The sequence below is a fragment of the Stenotrophomonas sp. YJH_SMC_64 genome (assembly GCF_059371375.1).
Window position 1 is genome coordinate 52,747 of sequence record NZ_JCAFUN010000018.1, and the last position, 18,352, is coordinate 71,098.

General features: G+C 68.3%; 8 protein-coding genes. 4 read left to right on the plus strand and 4 right to left on the minus strand.

From position 1 onward, the window contains the following. The first annotated feature begins 88 nt into the window (after nucleotides 1–88). Nucleotides 89–424 carry a hypothetical protein gene (locus AC5P9L_RS18490; RefSeq protein WP_024956499.1) on the plus strand — a complete coding sequence of 112 codons (336 nt, stop codon included), beginning with the start codon at nucleotides 89–91 and terminating at the stop codon, nucleotides 422–424. 130 nt (nucleotides 425–554) lie between these two features. Here the strand turns inward: AC5P9L_RS18490 and AC5P9L_RS18495 are convergent, their stop codons facing one another. Next, entirely contained in the window at nucleotides 555–1,004 is a 450-nt protein-coding gene (locus AC5P9L_RS18495) for a general secretion pathway protein (RefSeq protein ID WP_227415372.1), read from the minus strand. A gap of 115 nt (nucleotides 1,005–1,119) precedes the next feature. Here AC5P9L_RS18495 and gspH point away from each other — a divergent pair, with 115 nt between their 5' ends. Genes gspH through AC5P9L_RS18510 form a run of 3 tightly spaced genes read left to right on the plus strand, consistent with a single transcriptional unit; the run spans nucleotide 1,120 to nucleotide 2,536 of the window. Further along, a complete protein-coding gene (gene gspH, locus AC5P9L_RS18500; protein WP_024956497.1) occupies nucleotides 1,120–1,566 on the plus strand; it encodes a type II secretion system minor pseudopilin GspH in 447 nt (148 codons plus the stop codon). Nucleotides 1,567–1,574: 8 nt separating this feature from the next. Further along, nucleotides 1,575–1,925 (plus strand): type II secretion system minor pseudopilin GspI, encoded by a 351-nt coding sequence (gene gspI, locus AC5P9L_RS18505; RefSeq protein ID WP_171956704.1) that lies wholly within the window; start codon nucleotides 1,575–1,577, stop codon nucleotides 1,923–1,925. Beyond that, nucleotides 1,922–2,536 (plus strand): prepilin-type N-terminal cleavage/methylation domain-containing protein, encoded by a 615-nt coding sequence (locus AC5P9L_RS18510; RefSeq protein WP_012480441.1) that lies wholly within the window; start codon nucleotides 1,922–1,924, stop codon nucleotides 2,534–2,536. The genes gspI and AC5P9L_RS18510 overlap by 4 nt, the downstream gene beginning before the upstream one ends. A 445-nt stretch (nucleotides 2,537–2,981) precedes the next feature. Here the strand turns inward: AC5P9L_RS18510 and AC5P9L_RS18515 are convergent, their stop codons facing one another. From AC5P9L_RS18515 to gspF, 3 genes are all read right to left on the minus strand, one after another. Then, nucleotides 2,982–15,365 carry a filamentous hemagglutinin family protein gene (locus AC5P9L_RS18515; protein WP_323162970.1) on the minus strand — a complete coding sequence of 4,128 codons (12,384 nt, stop codon included), beginning with the start codon at nucleotides 15,363–15,365 and terminating at the stop codon, nucleotides 2,982–2,984. Between the two features lie 199 nt (nucleotides 15,366–15,564). Continuing rightward, nucleotides 15,565–16,740 carry a substrate-binding domain-containing protein gene (locus AC5P9L_RS18520; RefSeq protein WP_005409883.1) on the minus strand — a complete coding sequence of 392 codons (1,176 nt, stop codon included), beginning with the start codon at nucleotides 16,738–16,740 and terminating at the stop codon, nucleotides 15,565–15,567. Between the two features lie 410 nt (nucleotides 16,741–17,150). After that, complete coding sequence (gspF, locus tag AC5P9L_RS18525; RefSeq protein WP_227415370.1) at nucleotides 17,151–18,350, minus strand: type II secretion system inner membrane protein GspF; 1,200 nt, start codon at nucleotides 18,348–18,350, stop codon at nucleotides 17,151–17,153. Between the last annotated feature and the right edge of the window lie 2 nt (nucleotides 18,351–18,352).

Below are 18,352 nucleotides of genomic sequence, written 5' to 3' on the forward strand. Positions count from 1 at the left end.
TTTTGACGGCACCGCAACGCACGCAGGCGGACCCTGCCTTCTCCACACGTCTTCATTGCAGAACGTCGATTGCTGCGGAAGATTCGAGATGCGTGAATCACTGATGGTGGAACTGCGCGCTGCCCTCATCCTTGCGTTGCTGCTGGTGCTGGCCCCGGTGCGCGCCGACGAGGCGAAGAAGCAGGAAGACGCCGCGCCCTGCATCGAAGTACAGGTCAATGGCGAGCGCATTCCGGCCTGGGACTGCCTGCAGCGCAAGTTGGCGCCGGCATCGAAAGCGGCGAAGTCACCGGCACTGCCGGAGGCCGAGCGGCTGATGCGGCAGCCGGGCAACCAGCTGATGCAGTACAACCTGGAAGGCACGCGACAGCGCATGGGCGATGCCTTTGGTCGTTCGGTGGTACCGCAGCGTCCGGCGCGATGAGCCTGCGCGGCCGTAGGGCCGAGCCCACGCCTGGCAGGATTTGAAGGGTCGAGCTATCGCTCGGCAGGATTCTGTAGAGTCGAGCCAGGCTCGACTGTTCTTCCAGACGCAGCCGAGCGTAGGCTCGGCACTACGGTGCCGCGGGCACGATGCCATCGCTCGGCACCGGCGGCAGCTCAGGCACCGGCAGGCTGCGCGATTGCCCGGCCTGGTTCAATTCGACCGCGCTGGCACTGATGCTGGCCAGCACCGTGCAGGGTCCGAGTCGTTGGCCGGGCGCATACGCTTCCGCCGGGCGTCCATCCACCGAAAGCAGCGCCAGCGGCGCGTGGTCGCCGGCCATCACGCCCAGCACGACCACCTCGGTCTGCACCGCACCGGGGGACAGCAACCGCACCAGCGGCAGGCTGGCCACTGCATCGAACAGGGGGCGTGCAGGGGCCTCTGCGTGCGTTTCGCTGGCCGCCGCCGTCGGCGCCACCGCAGACAGGGTCACGCCCCAATAGGCCGCCACCGCCAGCAGCAGCGTCGCCGCCAGCAGGGTCAGTATGCGATTGCGACCCCAGCGCCTGCCATCCATGTTCCGCACCATCGCCACGTTCGTGTCCGCCTACGCTAGCAGCTGTGGCTGACGCTTTTGTTTCATCATGCCGGCCTACGCTGGCGGGTATCGACCCGGACAGGAGGCAACGTCGATGCAGCACGTGCCGCGTGGTTTCACCCTGCTGGAACTGATGGTGGTGCTGGTGATCATCGGCATCTGCACGGCGGGCATCGGCCTGGGCCTGGGCAGCCTGCTCGACCCCGCGCGCCAGCTGCGGCAGGAAGCTGAACGGCTGGCGCAGCGCCTGCAGGTGGCGCGCGACGAGGCGCGCATCGATGGCCGCCCCCTGCGCTGGCAGGCCGACGCCGCCGGCTACCGCTTCAGCCGCCGCGAAGGCACCCGCTGGGTTGACGTGCAGCGCGATGACCTTCTGCGTCCGCAGCAATGGCAACCGGCGGGCATCGCGGTGCAACCGACCACGCCGATTGAACTGAGCCCGGAGTGGATCGGCGTGGCGTGGGAGCTGAGGTTGTCGTTGCAGGGCCGCCAGCTGCGTCTTCGTGATGATGGCAGCGGACAGTTGCAGGTCGTGCAGTGAAGCGGAACATGCGCGGGTTCACCCTGATCGAAGTGCTGATCGCATTGGCGATCGTTTCGATTGCGCTGGCGGCGGTGATGCGTTCGGTGGCGGTGGCGACCGATGATCAATCGCGCCTGCGCGACCGTCGGCTGGCACTGATGTGTGCGCAGGACCGCTGGCAGGAGCTGCGCCTGGCCGGGCAGCCGCCGCAGAATGCACGGCAGCGCTGCGTGCAGGGGCGCAGCAGTTTCCTGGTGCTGCAGCATATCGGCACAGGGAGTGACGGACAGCCGCAACTGGAACTCAGCGTGGTGGCCGAAGATGCACCGCGGCAATCGCTGGCGCGGATGCAGCTGCCGTGGACGGCGGCGCAATGAAGCGTACCGCAGCAGGTTTCACACTGATCGAGGTGATGATCGCGATCACCATCATGGGCGTGCTGGCACTGATCTGCTGGCGTGCGCTGGACAGCGTGGCCAGCAGCGACCAACGCCTGCGCCGGGCCGATGCCGAGACCACGACGGCGCTGCGCGTGCTGCAGCAGTTCCAGCGCGACATCGAGATGCGTGCCGACGACGCGCTGATGAACGGCGCAGTGCGCCCGGCGGATCAGCCTCAGCGCCTGCTACCCCCTTCACTGGTGAGCGAACGGCATCCGGATGGAAGCTTCGCGCTGGAGATCACCCGCAGCTTGGGCAGCGACGGGTTGCGCTGGCAACGTGTTCGCTGGTGGCGACAGGGAAGCACGCTGTGGCGGGCCAGTGGCGCTGCGACGGATCGCTACCCTTTGCCCGCACCGGATCCGTCAAAGGGGATCGCGGTGGCGCAGGATGTGCAGCGATTCGAGGTACGCGCCTGGCAGCCGGGCGCCGGGTGGGCGCTGCTACCGAGCAAAGGCGAGGTGCTGCCGGCCACCGGGCTGGAACTGCGGTTGGGCCTGCGCGATGGGCGTGGGCCGTTGAGTTACCGGCGCGTGCTGGAGCTTTAGGATTTCTTCCAGGCAAAGCATCCACGCATGGCGTGGATCTACTGCCAAGCCCGCTCTGGTGGGTGCCGACCTTGGTCGGCACTGAAGCTGGCCCAGCCATCCACGCATTGCGTGGATCTACTGCCGAGCGGCTTCTACTGCCCGGCCTGCCCTTGTGGGTGCCGACCGTTGGTCGGCACTGAGGCTGGCCCAGCCATCCACGCATTGCGTGGATCTACTGCCGAGCCTGCCGCCGGGTGCTCTCCTGCACCCGGCGGCGCCGTGTCGGTGGTCCTCACCGCTGATGGCCGCTCCCTGCCTTCGGTGCCGTCCTGGCTGGGGCCGCTGCCGTTCCGTGGCGGCTGGCCCGATGCTGTTCGTTCTTTCGGCCCGGTCGCATCCACGCATGGCGTGGATCTACTGCCGACCTTGGTGGGCAGCAACGTGTGCCGACCAAGGACGGCACCTACCGGCGCTGCGTGCCCTCGTCGCGACTTGCCTGCGGGAACTGGAAGGCACTGTTGGCGTCATAGCCGCTGTTGGCAGTGTTGCCACGCGCCGGCGGATTGATGGCGCTGGTGCCACTGCCGAAGCCGAGGATCTGCACGCTGATCACCGACGGCTGGTTGCGCCGTGCCTCGTCCTGGCTCTTGCGCATCACATCCTGTGCCGCCTGGCTGGCGCTGTTGGCTGCCGCACTGGCCGAGGCCAGCGCATTGACGTTCACCGATGCCAGCACCGGCAGGCCCTTGCTCTCGCCCTGTACCTGGATGTTGGCGGCATTGAGCACCTGCAGCGCCGCCAGGTTGATGTTGCCCGAGACGCGGATACCGGCCTCGCCCGCGTCGATGGTGCCAAGCGGTGCGATCAGGTCGACGTCGCCCGGTCGTACTTCGGCGATGGGGTTCAAGGTCGCGATGCCGGCGCCACTGGCGGGAGCCTGCGGCGACAGGATCACATTGCCCCAGCCGTCATAGACGCGACGCGGTGGCGTGTACAGCAGCGTCGTCTGCGAACCGCGACCGGCATTGATGTCACCCTGCTCCGACCACGCCAGGATGTCGCCGCCGAACGTGGTCATCACCCGCGACAGGCCCAGCAGCACGCTGTCCTGGCTGAACAGGCGGATATCGCCCTGCCCCTGGGTGACAAGGCCGGCGCTGGCAGGTGGCACCACGCCCTGCACACCGATCACGATCTGCCCACCCGGTGCCATCAGCTCGATGTTGCCGCCCGCCTCGGTACGCACGCCGGAGCCACCGTACATCACGATGTCGCCGGTACGGTCGATCGTCGCACCGGCCGCATTCCTGTCCGGCATCAGCGTGGCGATGGCTTCGCGCCCACGCAGGTAGGAGCCGAAGCGGGGCCCTTCTACATCGGTATATTCCCTTCCACCTTCGCGCAGCTCGGCGTAATAGACCTGGCGCAGGAAGATGCGCTGCTGTTCCTGCGGCAGCGCATCGAACGCGGCCAGCGCCCCGTCGCCGTCGGCAGCCACGCCGAAGCGCTGCTGCAGCCACTGCTTCAGCTCCTGGTTGTAGACCTTGACTGCCTTGCCCGGCTGCGATGCAAGCGATTGCGCGGGATCGGCAAGGTTGACTGGGTCCAGATAACGGGCACGCAGGGCCGCGAAGTCGATCTGCTGGTTGCCGGCCGTCAGCGCGATGCTGGCGCCGGGACGGGTGTCGCCCTGCACGATGCCACCGAGGCTGACGATGCTGCCCGCATCCTCCTGGCGCAGCTGGCGGCCGGCACTGATCTCGGTGTTGCCGGGGCCAGCGATGGTCGCGTTCAGATGCACGATGTCGCGGCCTGCCGCCGCCACCGTGATGTCGGTGGGCGCGGTGTTCAACGCGGTCATCGACACCCCGAGGATGTCCCGGCCTGCCCGCAGTTGCACGGCGCCGGCGGCTTCGAACCAGTTCAACTGCGTGCGCTGCCCCGCGTTGGGATTCAGCGTGCGCCGGGCGCCGGTGGCCAGGCCGATAATGTCCCCCTGCACCGCGTAGAAACGGCTCGGCGCCAGGGCCGCAGACACGGAGGACAGCGGAGTATTCGGACCGAACGCAAACAGCGGAAGCGACGCGTCCGGCGATGCAATGTTGCCGTCGACCGAAAGGTTGTGCCGCGTGCGGGTCACATTGCCTGCGGAATCACCCTGCTCGGCCATGAATGCCGGGTCGAAGGGTCCCGGCAGGCGCGCGTCACTGGCCGAGCGCGCGATCTGGGTCGCGCCAGGCTGGGCGAAGATGCCGCCACCGGCCAGGACGTCCAGCCGTCCTGTCGCCGAGGGTGCCAGCAGGATCACATCCTGCGTCCCCGGCGTGGTGCTGATCCGGTCCAGCTTGATGTCACCCTGCGCAGCAATCGCGCTGAAGCGCGAAGGATAGAGCCAGTAATTCAGCAGATCATCACCGCCACGCACAACAAGCTGGACCTGCTCGCGCCACAGATTGCTGCCCGTCACGTTTTCCGGCCCGGCGAGGCCTGGCGCGAGGTCACCACCGGCACTGAACAGATCCACGGCCGTGTTGGCGGTCCACAGGGAGAACCACGTACTGCCAGCAGCGCGCGCGCCATCATCCAGCAGCACCGCGCTGTAGTTGGCCAGCGGAACCCGGCCGGCATCGGCGACGCCGCCGAGCACCACATCGCCCCGCGCCTGCAGCTGCGCGACCGCATCGCCCAGCACCAGCACCGGCCCGCCCATCGGGCGAGCGGCGTCGGCGGCGAACAGATCGGCCGCACGCAGCTGGCCCAGCGTCGCGTAGCTTTCCAGGGTGACGCCCATTGCACCGATGCGTCCCGCATCCAGCTGCAGGCTGCCACGCAGATTGCTGAAGGTACCGTTGAGATCGAGATTCTGTCCCGCCCTGGAGGCATTGAGGCTGGAGAACGTCGCCCGCAGATTCGGATTCAGTGCGCCACCGATACGCAGTTGCAGGTCGCCGCCGCCGGTCAGGTGCAGCTGGCCATCGCTGACCCGGCCGGTCGATCCCACCGCCGCGATGATCGCACCCGAGCGCGGTGCGATCGTCGAGTCCAGCGCGTCACCTATCGCATCGCGCACGCCGGCGTCACGCCCGGCCTCCAGCGTCAAGTTGCCGCCGCCCAATGTACCGAAGCCGGTGAAGCCGACCATCCGCGGAGAGGCGCCAGCAGCAGCGGACACGTTGGTGTAGGCGCCAAAGTTCACCCACCAGCTGGTCGGCACCGGCTCCACACCGGTGGTGCTGCCGGTTCCCTGCCGCCACAGCCAATTGCCGACCGCGGCACTGGAGTACAGCGCCCAGTCGCGCTCGCTGGTGCCCGACTCTGCGCGCCCGGTCCAGACGTCACCGACGATATCTCGCCCGGCTTCGACGCGCAGGTTGCCGCCATGATCGGGATACCAGGCCTGGTAGCCGGCCAACGCGGCATCATAGCTGCCCGGCACCAGGTTCGGACCCAGCAGTGCGGTGTTCCTGGGGGCTGCTGCACGGGGCGAATTGAAGGCAGCGTCGCGGCCCTCGCCCAGCGTGGTGGGAGCGCCCGCCGTGTACACACCGAAGCCGGACTTCATCACGACATCACCGGCAGCGAGCAGTTCGAGGTCCCCCTTGCCGGTGCGCAGCACGCTCCACGCCGGCGTGCCTGCGCGCTTGCCGTAAGTGGTCACTTCGGTCTGCGTGCCGCCGCCGGCGCAGTAGGTGGGCGCCGTGCTGCAGAACTCGTCTTCGGTCATGCCAAACATCGCGGCGAAGTCCTTCGCAGGGGTGCCTACGTAGGACTCGTCGCCCCAGTAATCCAGCGAGCCCTGCGCGGCCACCTGGCGGGGGGCCGGGCCGCAGTAGTCGGCCGACATCGCGCAGAACTCGTCTTCGGTGAAGCCGAACATGTCGGCCAACTCCGCAATCGGACGGCCTGCATAGGAGGTGTCGCCGATCCAGTCCAGCGATGCCCGCTCAGTCAACGCACGATCACCCACCCAGATGATTTCGGTCTTGACCGTACCGATCGAGCCCTGGTGGGTGTCGGCCAGCACCACGCTGCCTTCACTGCCCCAGCGCCGGCTGCGTGGGTCGGCTGCCCCGGTATCGGCACCGGCAACAACGGTCAGGTCCCAGGAGGTGGTGCCCTCGGCCAGCATCGGCGCCAGCGCCCAGTTGCGCCCCTGGTTGCCGCCGGCATCGGCCGGCCGCAGATTCACCGGCCCGTTGCCGGGCAACTCCACCTTGGTCAACGATGGGATGTACGCGCCCACCTTGAGCTCGACTTCCCGTGCCAAGCGCAACGCAACCGGCAGCGTCGCGCCGGCGGGCCATTCCTGTGCCGCCATCTGTACGGCACTGCGCAGGCGGAAGCCGGCCCCCAGGCGCGCACCGGCCGCCAGCACCAGCGGCTGCTGCAGCACGGTGCCCGCCGCCAGCGTCTGCCCGGAGTCGGTGGTCACCGCCGCACCCAGCACCGTGCCCGCTGGCAGGCGCAGGTTCTGCGAGATCACCATCGGCGCGGGCAGCACGGTACCGACCGGAAGCGTTACCGATTCGACCGGCACGTCATAGTTCAGGCGGGTGCCGGCCTGGAACTCGGTGCCGGGCAGCAGCTTCACTCCGTCCACCGGCACCACCAGGCCGCCGCCAAAGGGGGTTTGCCCCGCGCTGCCATTGCGACCCTCATACAGCTGCCAGCCACCCTCATCCGGCGTGGACGGCGGCGGTGCGAACCCATCGTTGATGCTGCCGTAGACGTTGATGTTGCCTTCGGCCCGCAGCACCAGCGAGGCCGATTCGCCGAAGCCACGCCGCGATGGATCGGCGCGGTTGGCTTCGGGCCCGTAGCGGTAGCCGGACAGATCGATGTCGCCGGCAATGGTCAGGTCGCCGTCCGGGTTGGCGTCGCTGCGCCGCGCCAGCACCTGCACGCCGGGACGAAGGCGGACATCGCCCAGCGCCCGCGTGCGCTGCTGCAGATCCGCGTTGTCCAGCGCAGCATCGATCCAGGCCACGCTGTGCGGATCGACCACCTGGTCCAGCCACTGCTGGGTGACCAGCTGCGCGCGGTTGCCGCGCACGTCAGCGGTGGCTGCCAGGGGCGCATCGTCGTAGCGGCGAACACCATTGAGCTGGATGTCGGCCGCGCCATCGATGCGCAGGCCGGTGGCCGCGGCAATCGCCGCGTCGTTGCTGCCCAGCCGCGGCACATCGATCTTCAGCGTGCCGCGCGGGGTGCCATCGTTCTGGCCAGGACGTCCACCGACGGTAACATCGCTGCCCGCACGCAGGTCCAGCTGCGCCGCGCTGCCCAGGCCGACGGCACCTTCGGCGCTGCCCAGCGTGATGGTGGCCCGGTTTGGACTGTCGATGATCTTGCCATGGCTGTCCACGCGCAGGCCGGTACCGTGCGCGTCCAGCGTGCCGTCCACCTGCAACTGATCGCGGGCGTACAGGCGGATGCTGCCGACCTGCTCGCCGCTGGCATCGATGCGGCCGGCCACGGTCAGGCTGCCCGCATCGACGCTGATATCGACCCGGCGCGCCTTCACTTCGTCGCCGATCCGCAGATCGCCCTCACCGATCTGGAAGCTGCGATCGCCGACGACGCCGCCGGCGGTCAATCGCTGGTTGAGGCCGGCGAAGTCCTGCAGCTGGCGTGCCCGCACCACCAGTTCACCACCGTCGTAGGGCACCAGCGTGCCACCGGCATCGTAGCGACCAGTGGCGGCACCCTGCAGAACACCGGCCAGATCGGCTCGGCCGGCCATTGCGGTGACCGTCAGGCGTCCGCCTCGGTTGTTGCGGGCGGAAACATCGATGCGGGAGGCCGCATCGGCGCGGATGTCACCCGTGTCGCTGGACAGCAGGACATCGCCGCCCCAGCTGAACTTGTCCACGTCGTACAGCGAGACCTTGCGTCCGGCCAGATCCAACGCGGCCCGGCTGCCAAGCGTGATGCCCTGGCGTGCGTTCGCCGACAGCCGTCCGGACGCCAGCGCGATCGTGCTGTCCAGCGTGATCCGGTTGGCGTCGATGCTCAGCTCACTGCCCAGTGCATCGCCACCCGCCTTGCCGGTGCCCCCCTGCAGGCGGAAGTCGCCGCCGGTGCGCACGCGCAGCCGCGCGGCGGGATCGGCCGTCAACAGCGGTGTATCGATACCCAGGCTGCCTCCGCTGTACTGCCAGCCCTTGTCGGCCAGATAGTCGCCGCGCTGCTGGAACACGTCCAGCGTGCCCTGCGCGGAGAACGACAGCTGCTCCGAAGCACTCAGGTTCAGCGCACTGAATCCGAGCACCTGCCGGTTCGCAGGTACTTCAGAACTGGGACGGCTGAATGGCGCCCGCCCCAGCTGCAGCTGGCGGGTAAAGATGTCCAGCTGCCCGGCGCCGAGCCGGTTCACCATCGGATCGGCCGGCGGCACCGACGCGTCACTGCCCGGCGCCTGGCTCGCCGCCAATGAGCCGTCCCAGACCAGCGTGTCCACCAGGATGCGCGCACGGTCGGTCGCCGCACCGTAGCCGCGGATGGCCTGCGCACCAAGCACGAGCGTCTGCAGGCCACTGCGGCCGATGGCACTGTCGCGCGCGTCCAGGTCGACGCTGCCGAACACGTTGACAGAGTCCCGCGCGACCAGGCTCAGCGTGTCCAGCGCCGGCGCGCCGGTGGCATCATTGCCGCGCAGCAGTTGCTGGAGCACGGACTGGTTCATGGTCATGCCACTGGGCAGCGCCCCTGCCGCAGCGGCCAGGGCGATCGCTTCGGCACTGCCGAGGTTCAGCGCCGCCATGCTCAGGCCGAGCTGACGGGTGCCATAGCTGGCCGAGTCGCGCATCTGCAGCGCGCCATCGGTCGCTACCGCGATGCTGCCATCGGAAACCAGCCGGGTCTGGCCGTCGCACGCCGTCTGGCACCCCCCAATGTCGATCGCCACTGGACCGGCCTCCACCCCGGTGGTGCCGGTGATCAGGTTCAGGCGCTGGTTGGACACCGCCAGCAGGCCGCCGGAGACCTGGTAAGGCAGGGTCGCGCTGGCATTCGCGTTGGCGGATGCGAACGACAGTGTATCGAGGGTCGCACCGGCCTCGACCAGCACGCCGCTGCCACCGGAGGCCGCTGCCACCAGCACTTCCGGTGCGTTCAAGGTGACGCCGGAACGGATCGCCACGCTGCGCGCCTGGCCGGTCACCGCCACCTGCGAGGCCTCCTGGTTGAACTGCCCGCCGATCATCATCCGCGCCGGCAGGAAGGCATTGAGCGCGACGTCGCTGAAGGTGGCACCGCGATCACGCGCCTGCGATTGCGCACCGCCGTCGACGATCTCCAGTGAACCGACCGCCGGGCTGGCCAACGTGGCTGTCAGCGTGCCGCCTCGCCCGTTGTCGGTGGCGGCGCCGAACCGCGCGGTGCCGGCGAAGCGGATGGCAGGCGTGTCTGCACGACCTGCGCCTTCGCCCAACGCAAGGGTCAACCCGAGCGCATCGATGGTCTGCCAGCCACGCGACTCGCCGCGGCGGTCGGCCACCGATTGCGCGAAGCTGTTGTAGGAGGCTTCGTTGTAGCCCGAGTGCCGGCGTACTACTGCGGCGGGGGTCAGCAGGATGTCGGTGAGCAACGGCGAGATTGCCGTGCCCAGCGCCGTGCGCTGCTGCCCGGACACACGCCAGGTGCCGGTACCGGTCGCGATGGGTTGCGCGATGCCCGAGGTGCCGGTGGCGCCCAGCTCAACCCGGAATGCACCGGGCTGCAGCGCATAGCTGGCCGGCATCAGCGTGTAGGTGCCTGCTGCCAGGCCGGGCACGCCCGCCGGCACGGTGATCTGCTGGCCCACGGCCGGTGCGGCGAATCCTTCCTCGCCGCTGGGGGCAAATGTCCCGGCGCGTCCCGGCACGATCGCATACACCGGGTTGCCCGACGCACTGAATCCATAGCGCGGATTGGCGTCGGCCAACGCCGTTCGCAGCACGTCGACAGAGCCACCGCGTCCTGACACAAAGGCGGCACCGGTCAACTCACCACCGCCGGACATGTCCAGCAGGGCCCCCGGCGCCACCTCGATCTCATTCGCCTTCAGGGTCACCCCCATCGAGGAGATGCCGGCCGGCGTCAGCGAACCCAGGCTGCGCGTACCGACCCGCCAGTCGACACCATCGACGGTGCCACCATAGGGTAGCGACAAGCCGGCGCCACTGGTCGAGGTGACGCTGCCTGGCAGCAGTTCCACCCGGCTACCGACGGTTCCGTTCTGGATAAGGCCACCCAGCTGCAGCGTGCCCATCGGCGCCTGTACGTTGCCGCCCTGCTGCACCGTGGCGGCCACCAGGCGAAGCGTACCCAGCGCCGATTCCGGCGCCGGCTTCGTGTCCGCACCGGTGCCGTGGATGCGCAGCACGGCATCCGGATCGGCCCAGTAATCAGCGGTCTGCACGGTCTGCGCCGACGCGCCGGCCACCAGCGTGCCGACCGCGCCTGTGGTGGGGTACAGGCGCGCAGCGGTCACGTCCATCGAACCAGCCGTCATCAACGCGCTGGTGTTGCCACTGCTGGCAATGCCGTTGGTCAGGCGCACGTCACTGCGGCTTTCCAGCGCCACATGCTTGAAACCCGGCAGCCAGGTGACGTCGCGGATGTCGATCAGCTCGGCCTGCACCGCCAGCGCGTGATCTTCCGGCCCGGACGAAGCGACCGCGGCGGTGCCCTGCAGGTTCTCGCCCGGCATCTGGCGCCAGCGTGCCTGCGCCAGGCGAGCATAGGGCGCACTCAGTCGCAGCCCAGACGATAGCCCGGCATCCACGGCCATGCCCAGGCTCGAAGTGCCCTGGCCATGGATGCGCAGGCTCTGGGCCAGGCGCAGGTCGACGTCGCCGACCGCGCGGATGTCACCGAACACGGACAGGTTGTCGAAACCGCCGGCCTGCAGCTGCTCGACCGACAACGCGGCGTGGCCATATTCCAATGCGGCCGGCAGTGGCTGCGCCGGTGCGCTGTGCTGGCTGAGGCTGATCGCACGCGCTCGCAGTACCTCGTCGCTGGCACCACGTGCATGGATGCTCCCGCCAAAGGCCAGGCCAAGCGTGCCGCCGCGTGCGCCGGCACCACCGGCGGCCGCGTCCATCCCGCCCTCCAGGTACAGCGCGTTGGCCGAACGCAGCACGATCTGCCCGCCGTCGCTGTCCACGCGCACGCGGCCCTGGCCATCGATGTCCAGTTCGGCCGACGCGCCGCGCGCCTGCAGGCGCGCACCGCGTTCGACCACCACGAAGGCTTCCGGCGGTCGGTTGTCGACGAATGCGGTGGTCTCCCAGTCCAGCGCCCCGCCAATCTCGATGCGGCCACCTGCGCGCACCTGCCCGCGCAGGCGGCCGCTGGGATCGGGCAGCGACATCGCGTCTGCATCGGCATCCAGCAGCGCGCCCTCGGCGAAACGCCAGGTGCGTTCGGTGCGCTGCCCGGCGTACAGCGCGTTTTCCGGGCGCACATCGTCGATCAGGATGCGGCCGCCCTTCGCGCGCAGCGTGCCTTCAACATCGATGTTGCCTGCACCGAGCAGCGAGATCGTCTGCCCTGGATCAACCGCCACCAGTGCATCCTTGCCAACCCGCAGGTCACCGCCCACGCTGTTGCGCTCCGAACGCAGGCTGATGCTCGCACCCGCGCGCTGGCTGACGCGCCCGCTCGACGGATCGGCGCTGTACAGCGGCGCGTCCCACGCTGCCAGTGCGGACGCCCGGTCGGTCGCCATCCGCGCGTCCTGGGTCAGGCGCAGGCCTGGCAGGGCAGCGACCAGCCGCGCGCCATCGGCCACCTCCACACCGTGGTGGCCATTGATGTCGTACTGCGCGAAGCCACTGCCGAACAGGCCGGGGTCCAGTCGCAGCGATGTGCCCGCCAGGTCCGCATCGCCCAGCCGCACCTGGCCACCGGTCCCCAGCGAGAAGGAACCACCGCCCTGTCCTCGACCACTGAACCGGCTTCCGTCGCCCAGTTGCACCCGGCCACTGCCGTCGGTCGTCACCGTACTGCTGTTCGCCTGCAGGCTGACGCTGCCGCCTTTGCCGATATGGGCCTTGCCGCGCAGGTCCAGCGCAGCACCGGCCTCGACGTCAACCGTTGCCTTGGCGCCCACGACCACGTCATGACTGCTGCCCAGGCTCAGGCGGCCGCCATCCGTCCAGGCACCGCTCGCGTCGCGCGGCGTCGCCAGTGACGCATTGCTCCATTCACCGGAGAGATCGATCCGCGTGCCGTCGGCGATGGCGGTGCGCGCGCGGCCATCATGCAGCAGCGCCGTCGGCCGGCCCTGCACATCCAGCAGGTTGCCCGCCGACAGCTGGCCGCCGGCGATGCCGATGTCGCCTGCCAGTTCCACCTCGCTGCCGGTCAGGTTGAGCTGTCCGCCTGCCTGAAGCCGAAGGCTGCCGTCGATGCGGATGCGATCAGCGGTCGCCAGGTCGATCCGTCCCCACTGCTGGGCACTCAGCTCTGCGATATCCAGCCACACGGTGCCACGCCGCACTTCGTTGACCGGGGCCAGCAGCGACCACGCGGCCTTCGTCCGAGCCTTGTCATCCAGGCGCACATCCGAGCCGAACACACCGCTGCGGCCCTGGCCGTCGTAGCGCCCCAGGTACAGCTGCGCATTGCGCGCGACCGCCGTCTGCGCCTGCGCATAACCCTCCAGCGCGGTATCCGGCCTGCGGTTCTGCTGCGCGCCCTGGAAGGTAGCCGTCTCAACCTTTCCATCCAGCACCGCGGTCGGTGCGGAGATGATCAGGCGTCCTGCATCGCGGCCGACCGTGTATCCGTTATCGACACGCTGCGCCGCGAATACAATCGGATCACGGAAGGTCTCGGTGATGCCCCAGCGCTCCTGCTTTACTTCATGGCCGCTGTACAGGCCATCGAAGAGCATCTCCGCCGGCGCGTCATCAAGGCGGTAGACCTGGCCATCGACGCCGCGCACCCAGCTCTGCCGGATCACGCCGCTCTGCACATCCAGGCTGCCACCGGCAAGGTTGATGCGTGAGCCGCCATGCGTGATCACTTCCCTGCCGCCCAGCAGGACGGTGCCTCCCTGCGCGGCCCATTCGCCGATCGAGTGCCCCTGATTGTCAAGGTAGCCGCCCACTTCCAGCAGGCCACCCGCCGCGTACCAGCGCTCACCCGCGTAGCCCCCGGTACCGGCCGGAACGTGGACCAGCCTGCGGCGGTCGACCCAGACCTCGCTGCTGGTCAGCTTGCCGCTGTCGCGGTTGTCCAGGGCATCGCGCAGTTCGTTGCCCTGCACCTTGACCTGGACATTGTTGCTTTCCATCGACACCTGTACGCCCACTGCGCCGGAAACATCCACGCGTGCCGCGTCGTCTACGTAGCTGCGGGCTGCCGCGTCGGCGATGATCTGGCCGCCCGTGGCAACCGTCAGCGAATCCGCACTGAAATGGATGTTGCCACCCGAGACGATCTCCACCCGCGACTGGTCCCGGCGATCATTGTGCTGGGACAGATTGTCGAAGGTTGCCGAGCGCGCGCCGGCGCGGATCGCGTCCTGCTCTGCCGACTCCTTGATGAGGCTGTTGCGCTGCGTATCCAGCACCGTGGCCTTGCCATCGTCCTCGACCAGCACCGCCGTGGTGGCTCCATCGGCAAGCGTGACGCTGCTGCCGGCATCACTGGCCGAAGCCAGAAGATGCACGGTGCCGCGCTGCGCCAGCGTGGTGCTGGCCACGGCCACACCGGCCTGCTCGACGTTGCGCCCGGCCAGGGTCACGTCACCCTCGCGGGCGCGCAGCAGACCGGTGTTGCGCACGCTGCCCGCCGTGCTGCCAGCGACGAAGCGCGGCGCGATTTCATTGCCGCGGGTAGTGGAGCTGGTATTGGTCGCCGTACCCACGCCGCGCCGGATCACGAAACTGTCGCCGGCAGCGAGCTGCACCTGGCCCTTGCGCGCCTCGATATGGCCAGCATTCTCCACGCTGTGCCCGGCCAGCAGCACGTAGCCACCGCCGCGCGTCGCGCTGGTCGGCTCATGGGTCGCGATGCGTGCACCCTGCTCCACCATCACCTTGCCAAATGCATCGCTGAGCGCGCTGCTGCTGGCGTCGGGGCTGTACAGGCCGTTGTCACGGAACTGCGCATCGCTGATCCGTGCTGCAGCCGCCAGCAGATTGCGTACATTGACCTGGCTGTTGTTGCCGAACACCACCCCGTTGCGGTTGGCCACGAACACCGTGCCATTGGCCTTCAGCTGGCCCAGGATCTGGCTGGGCCGCGCCTGCGGATCATTGACGCGGTTCAGGACTGCCCAGTCAGGGTTCTGCAGGAAGTTCAGCGTGGTGTTGCCGCCGATATTGAAGGTCTCCCAGTTCAGGATCGCCTTGTCCGCGGTCTGCTCGACCGTAACCTGCACCCGCCCGTCGCTGCCCTGCGACTGGATCGCGTCGCGCGCATTGAGCCAGCCGCGGGTCAGCGGGTTCTGGTCGACGCTCAGGCCATCCTTGCCCAGGCCATCCGCAACGATGAAGCCAGCCTCGCGGCGCGCCTGCCGCGCCTGTTCCTGCAGGCGCTGCTGCAGGGCAATCGCCTGCGCCGCCGTACCGAGGTTGTCGATCGACTGCTGCAGCTTCTGCCGTGCTGCATCCTGCTGCTGGGCAGGCAACTGGAACTGGATCGGCACCCCGTTGGGCATCCGGCCACTCTGTGCCGCGCTGCCCTGGGCCGCGCCCCGCTCGGCGAACCAGCCCGGGCTGAACGCCTGCTGCGCCTGGCTGGCCGGGGCCACCATGCTGCCCAGGGCGACCGCGATGGCCCACGCCATCGGATGATTGCGGCGCATCGGCGCGGCCGGACGAACAGCGGACGGGAGCGGGTGCGACATCGGAACCTCATCAACCTGGTGGGCCGCGGCTGCGGCGACGATCGGGGAGGCACGCGCAACGCATGCCCTGCCACTGATAGACGGTTCACGTGACACGAAGCCGACAGCGAAACACTGCGGCGGCGGCACCGTCGCGGAAATGGCGACGCCGGCCCAGGGGCCGGCGTCGGGTCAAGCAGGATTCAACCCGTGCTGCGGATTACAGCGGACGACCGATGCCGGCGCAGGTGCTGGGATTGTTCAGGCCGGCAGTGCTGCTGGCCAGCACGAAACGGTTGCGGATCGCATCGCGCCAGGCCTTGGTCAGCGGGATGAAGCCGTGGTCGGTGATCGACTTCTCATACGCGACGGTGTAGGTCGCCGGATAGTGGCGGGCCAGGAAGCCGCGCAGGCTGGTGGCGACGCTCGAATCCTTGTAGCACTGGCCGATCACCAGGTTGGTGTAGCCGGCGATCGGATAGCCGGCCGACGGGTTGCCGAACACCGGCACCCAGTTGGCGGGGTCCTCGGCAGCGGTGCCGGTCGGCGGAGCGACGGTGTCCAGGGTGGCCTGCACACTCACCTGATCCGGCGAGAAGCCCTTGACCTTGGCGACCTTGGTCGCATCGGTCACGCTCGGGATCACGTCCGGGCCAACGTAACCGATACGGCCTTCAGCAGCGTAGACAGCGTTGTACAGCGAGGTGCCACCGGTGGCCGGCGCGGCCACCAGGAACGCCGGCAGGTTGCCGTTGGCATCGCGCTTGTACAGGTCGGCGAAGGTCGACTTGATGGCGAACTTGCCACCCACCAGGTTCGAGGTGCCAGCGTTCTCAGCCGCACAGGCCGCAGTCAGGAAGCGGCTGAACATTTCGCTGGTGCCGCTGCTTTCCGGGCGGTACACCACCTGGATCGGGCCGCTGCGGTTGGCATCGATGGTCGACCAGTCGCTGATCGCACCCGAGAACACGCCGCAGATCTGCGCCACGCTCAGGTCCACCGCCGAACCGGCCTTGTTGAACGGAATGGTGACCGAGGTGGCCACCGACGGCACCTGGATCAGCGCGCCGTAGCGGTTGGCGTTGGTCGGCTGGTTGAAGTTGGTAGTGTAGGTGCTCAGCTCGGTGCTGCTCAGCACCGAATCGCTGCCGGCGAAGTGCACGGTGCCGGTGGTCGAGAACAGCAGCGAGTTGTTTTCCAGGAAGGCCTTCTTGCCGGTGCCCGAACCGGTCACGGCGTAGGTGAAGTTCGCTGGCAGGATGCTGTCGGACGAACCCTTGTAGAGGTCGGCCGGCAGCGAAGCGCCGCCGCCGGTAACGGTCTGCGCGGAGGCGGCGCCAACGGTAGCGAGCAGCGCGGTGGCAACCAGCGCGGCCAGGGTCTTGTACTTGATCATGATCTTCTCCTGAAGGGTTTACTGCGAAGGGAAACGCCAAGGGAGGAACGGTCACTACACGCCTGCTGCCGCCGAGGGCCTCCCAGCCCACTCTGCGGCGACGTGTCCATGCTGGTCCGCGCCGATGACAGGCCGCTTAAGAAACCTGTGGAAGATCGAAAAAAGGTGTGGAGGATTGTGTGGAGAATCGACCCATGCCACATTCCAACGACGCCGCCCGATCAACTGAATTGAATCGACTGAATTGAATCGACTGAATTGAATCGACCTGATGGGATCGACCCGATGGGATCGACTGGGGAGAGTCGACTGTTAGTCGACTGCTTTTCGCACGCGGAAACGATCTGAATGCACTCGATCTCCGCGCTGGTCGACTAACAGTCGACTCTACCTGTGATGCGCGTTGCGCATCACTGCACCAACTGGTTCATTTCCATGATCGGCATCAGCACCGCCAACACGATCGTCAACACCACGCCGCCCATCACCAGGATCATGGTCGGCTCCAGCAACGCAGTCAGTGCCATCGCGCGACGCTCGATCTCGCGCGAGATGGTCTGCGCGGCGCGATCCAGCAGCGGCGCCAGCGAACCGGTCTTCTCGCCACTGGCCACCAGATGCACCAGGATCGGCGGATACACCTTCTGTACCTTCAACGCAGCACCCAGCGCGGCACCTTCGCGCACGCGCGCGGACACGTCATCGGCACAGCGCGCCAGCAGCGCATTGCCCAGGGTCTGCCGCGCCGCCTCCAGTGCACGCAGCAGCGGCACGCCGGCATCCAGCAGGATCGCCAGTGTCGAGGCGAAACGCGCGCTGTTCACACCCAGCACGAAGCGCCCGACCATCGGCAGCCGCAACAGCATCGCATCCCAACGCAGGCGCAGCTCGGGCTTGCGCAGGGCCAACCGCCAGGTCACCACCAGCGCAGCGATGCCCAGCCCCACCCACACGCCCCGGCTGCGCACGAACGCGCTGGCGCCCAGCATCACCTGCGTGAGCATCGGCAGCGTCTGCCGCGCCTGCACGAACGCGGTCACCACCTGCGGCACCACGTAGCTGAGCAGGAAGATCACGATCGCCACCGATACCAGGCTGATCGCCGCTGGATAGATGAAGGCGGTCAGTACCTTGGCCTGCAGCGCGTTGCGTTCTTCGATGTAGTCGGCCAGGCGCTCCATCACCCGTGCCAGATCGCCGGAGTCTTCGCCTGCTCCAACCAGCGCCCGATAGATCGGCGGAAAATCGCGTGGCCGCGCTGCCAGCGCCACGGTCAAGCGCTGGCCGGCACGCACGTCGGCGCGCACGGCGGTAAGCGCCTGGGCCACGTGCGGGCGTTCTGCCTGCTCGATCACCGCACTCAATGCGCCTTCCAGCGGCAGGCTGGCCGCCAACAGGCTGGCCAGCTGGCGCGTAGCCCAGGCCAGCTCGCTGGCAGACAGCCGGCGAGCGCCCCAGCCACCGCCGGCACTGCGCGCGGCGCTTACCTGCACAGGGGTCAGCCCGCGCCCGCGCAGCAGCTGGCGAGCACCGCGCGGGCTGTCGGCATCCAACTGGCCCTTTTCGATGCGGCCCTGCGCGTTGGCAGCCTGGTAGTCGAACAGTGCCATGC

Coding starts and splice junctions, on each gene's coding strand:
- AC5P9L_RS18490 (WP_024956499.1), top strand. CDS start 89: ATGCGTGAATCACTGATGGTGGAACTGCGCGCTGCCCTCATCCTTGCG.
- AC5P9L_RS18495 (WP_227415372.1), bottom strand. CDS start 1,004: ATGGATGGCAGGCGCTGGGGTCGCAATCGCATACTGACCCTGCTGGCG.
- gspH (WP_024956497.1), top strand. CDS start 1,120: ATGCAGCACGTGCCGCGTGGTTTCACCCTGCTGGAACTGATGGTGGTG.
- gspI (WP_171956704.1), top strand. CDS start 1,575: ATGCGCGGGTTCACCCTGATCGAAGTGCTGATCGCATTGGCGATCGTT.
- AC5P9L_RS18510 (WP_012480441.1), top strand. CDS start 1,922: ATGAAGCGTACCGCAGCAGGTTTCACACTGATCGAGGTGATGATCGCG.
- AC5P9L_RS18515 (WP_323162970.1), bottom strand. CDS start 15,365: ATGTCGCACCCGCTCCCGTCCGCTGTTCGTCCGGCCGCGCCGATGCGC.
- AC5P9L_RS18520 (WP_005409883.1), bottom strand. CDS start 16,740: ATGATCAAGTACAAGACCCTGGCCGCGCTGGTTGCCACCGCGCTGCTC.
- gspF (WP_227415370.1), bottom strand. CDS start 18,350: ATGGCACTGTTCGACTACCAGGCTGCCAACGCGCAGGGCCGCATCGAA.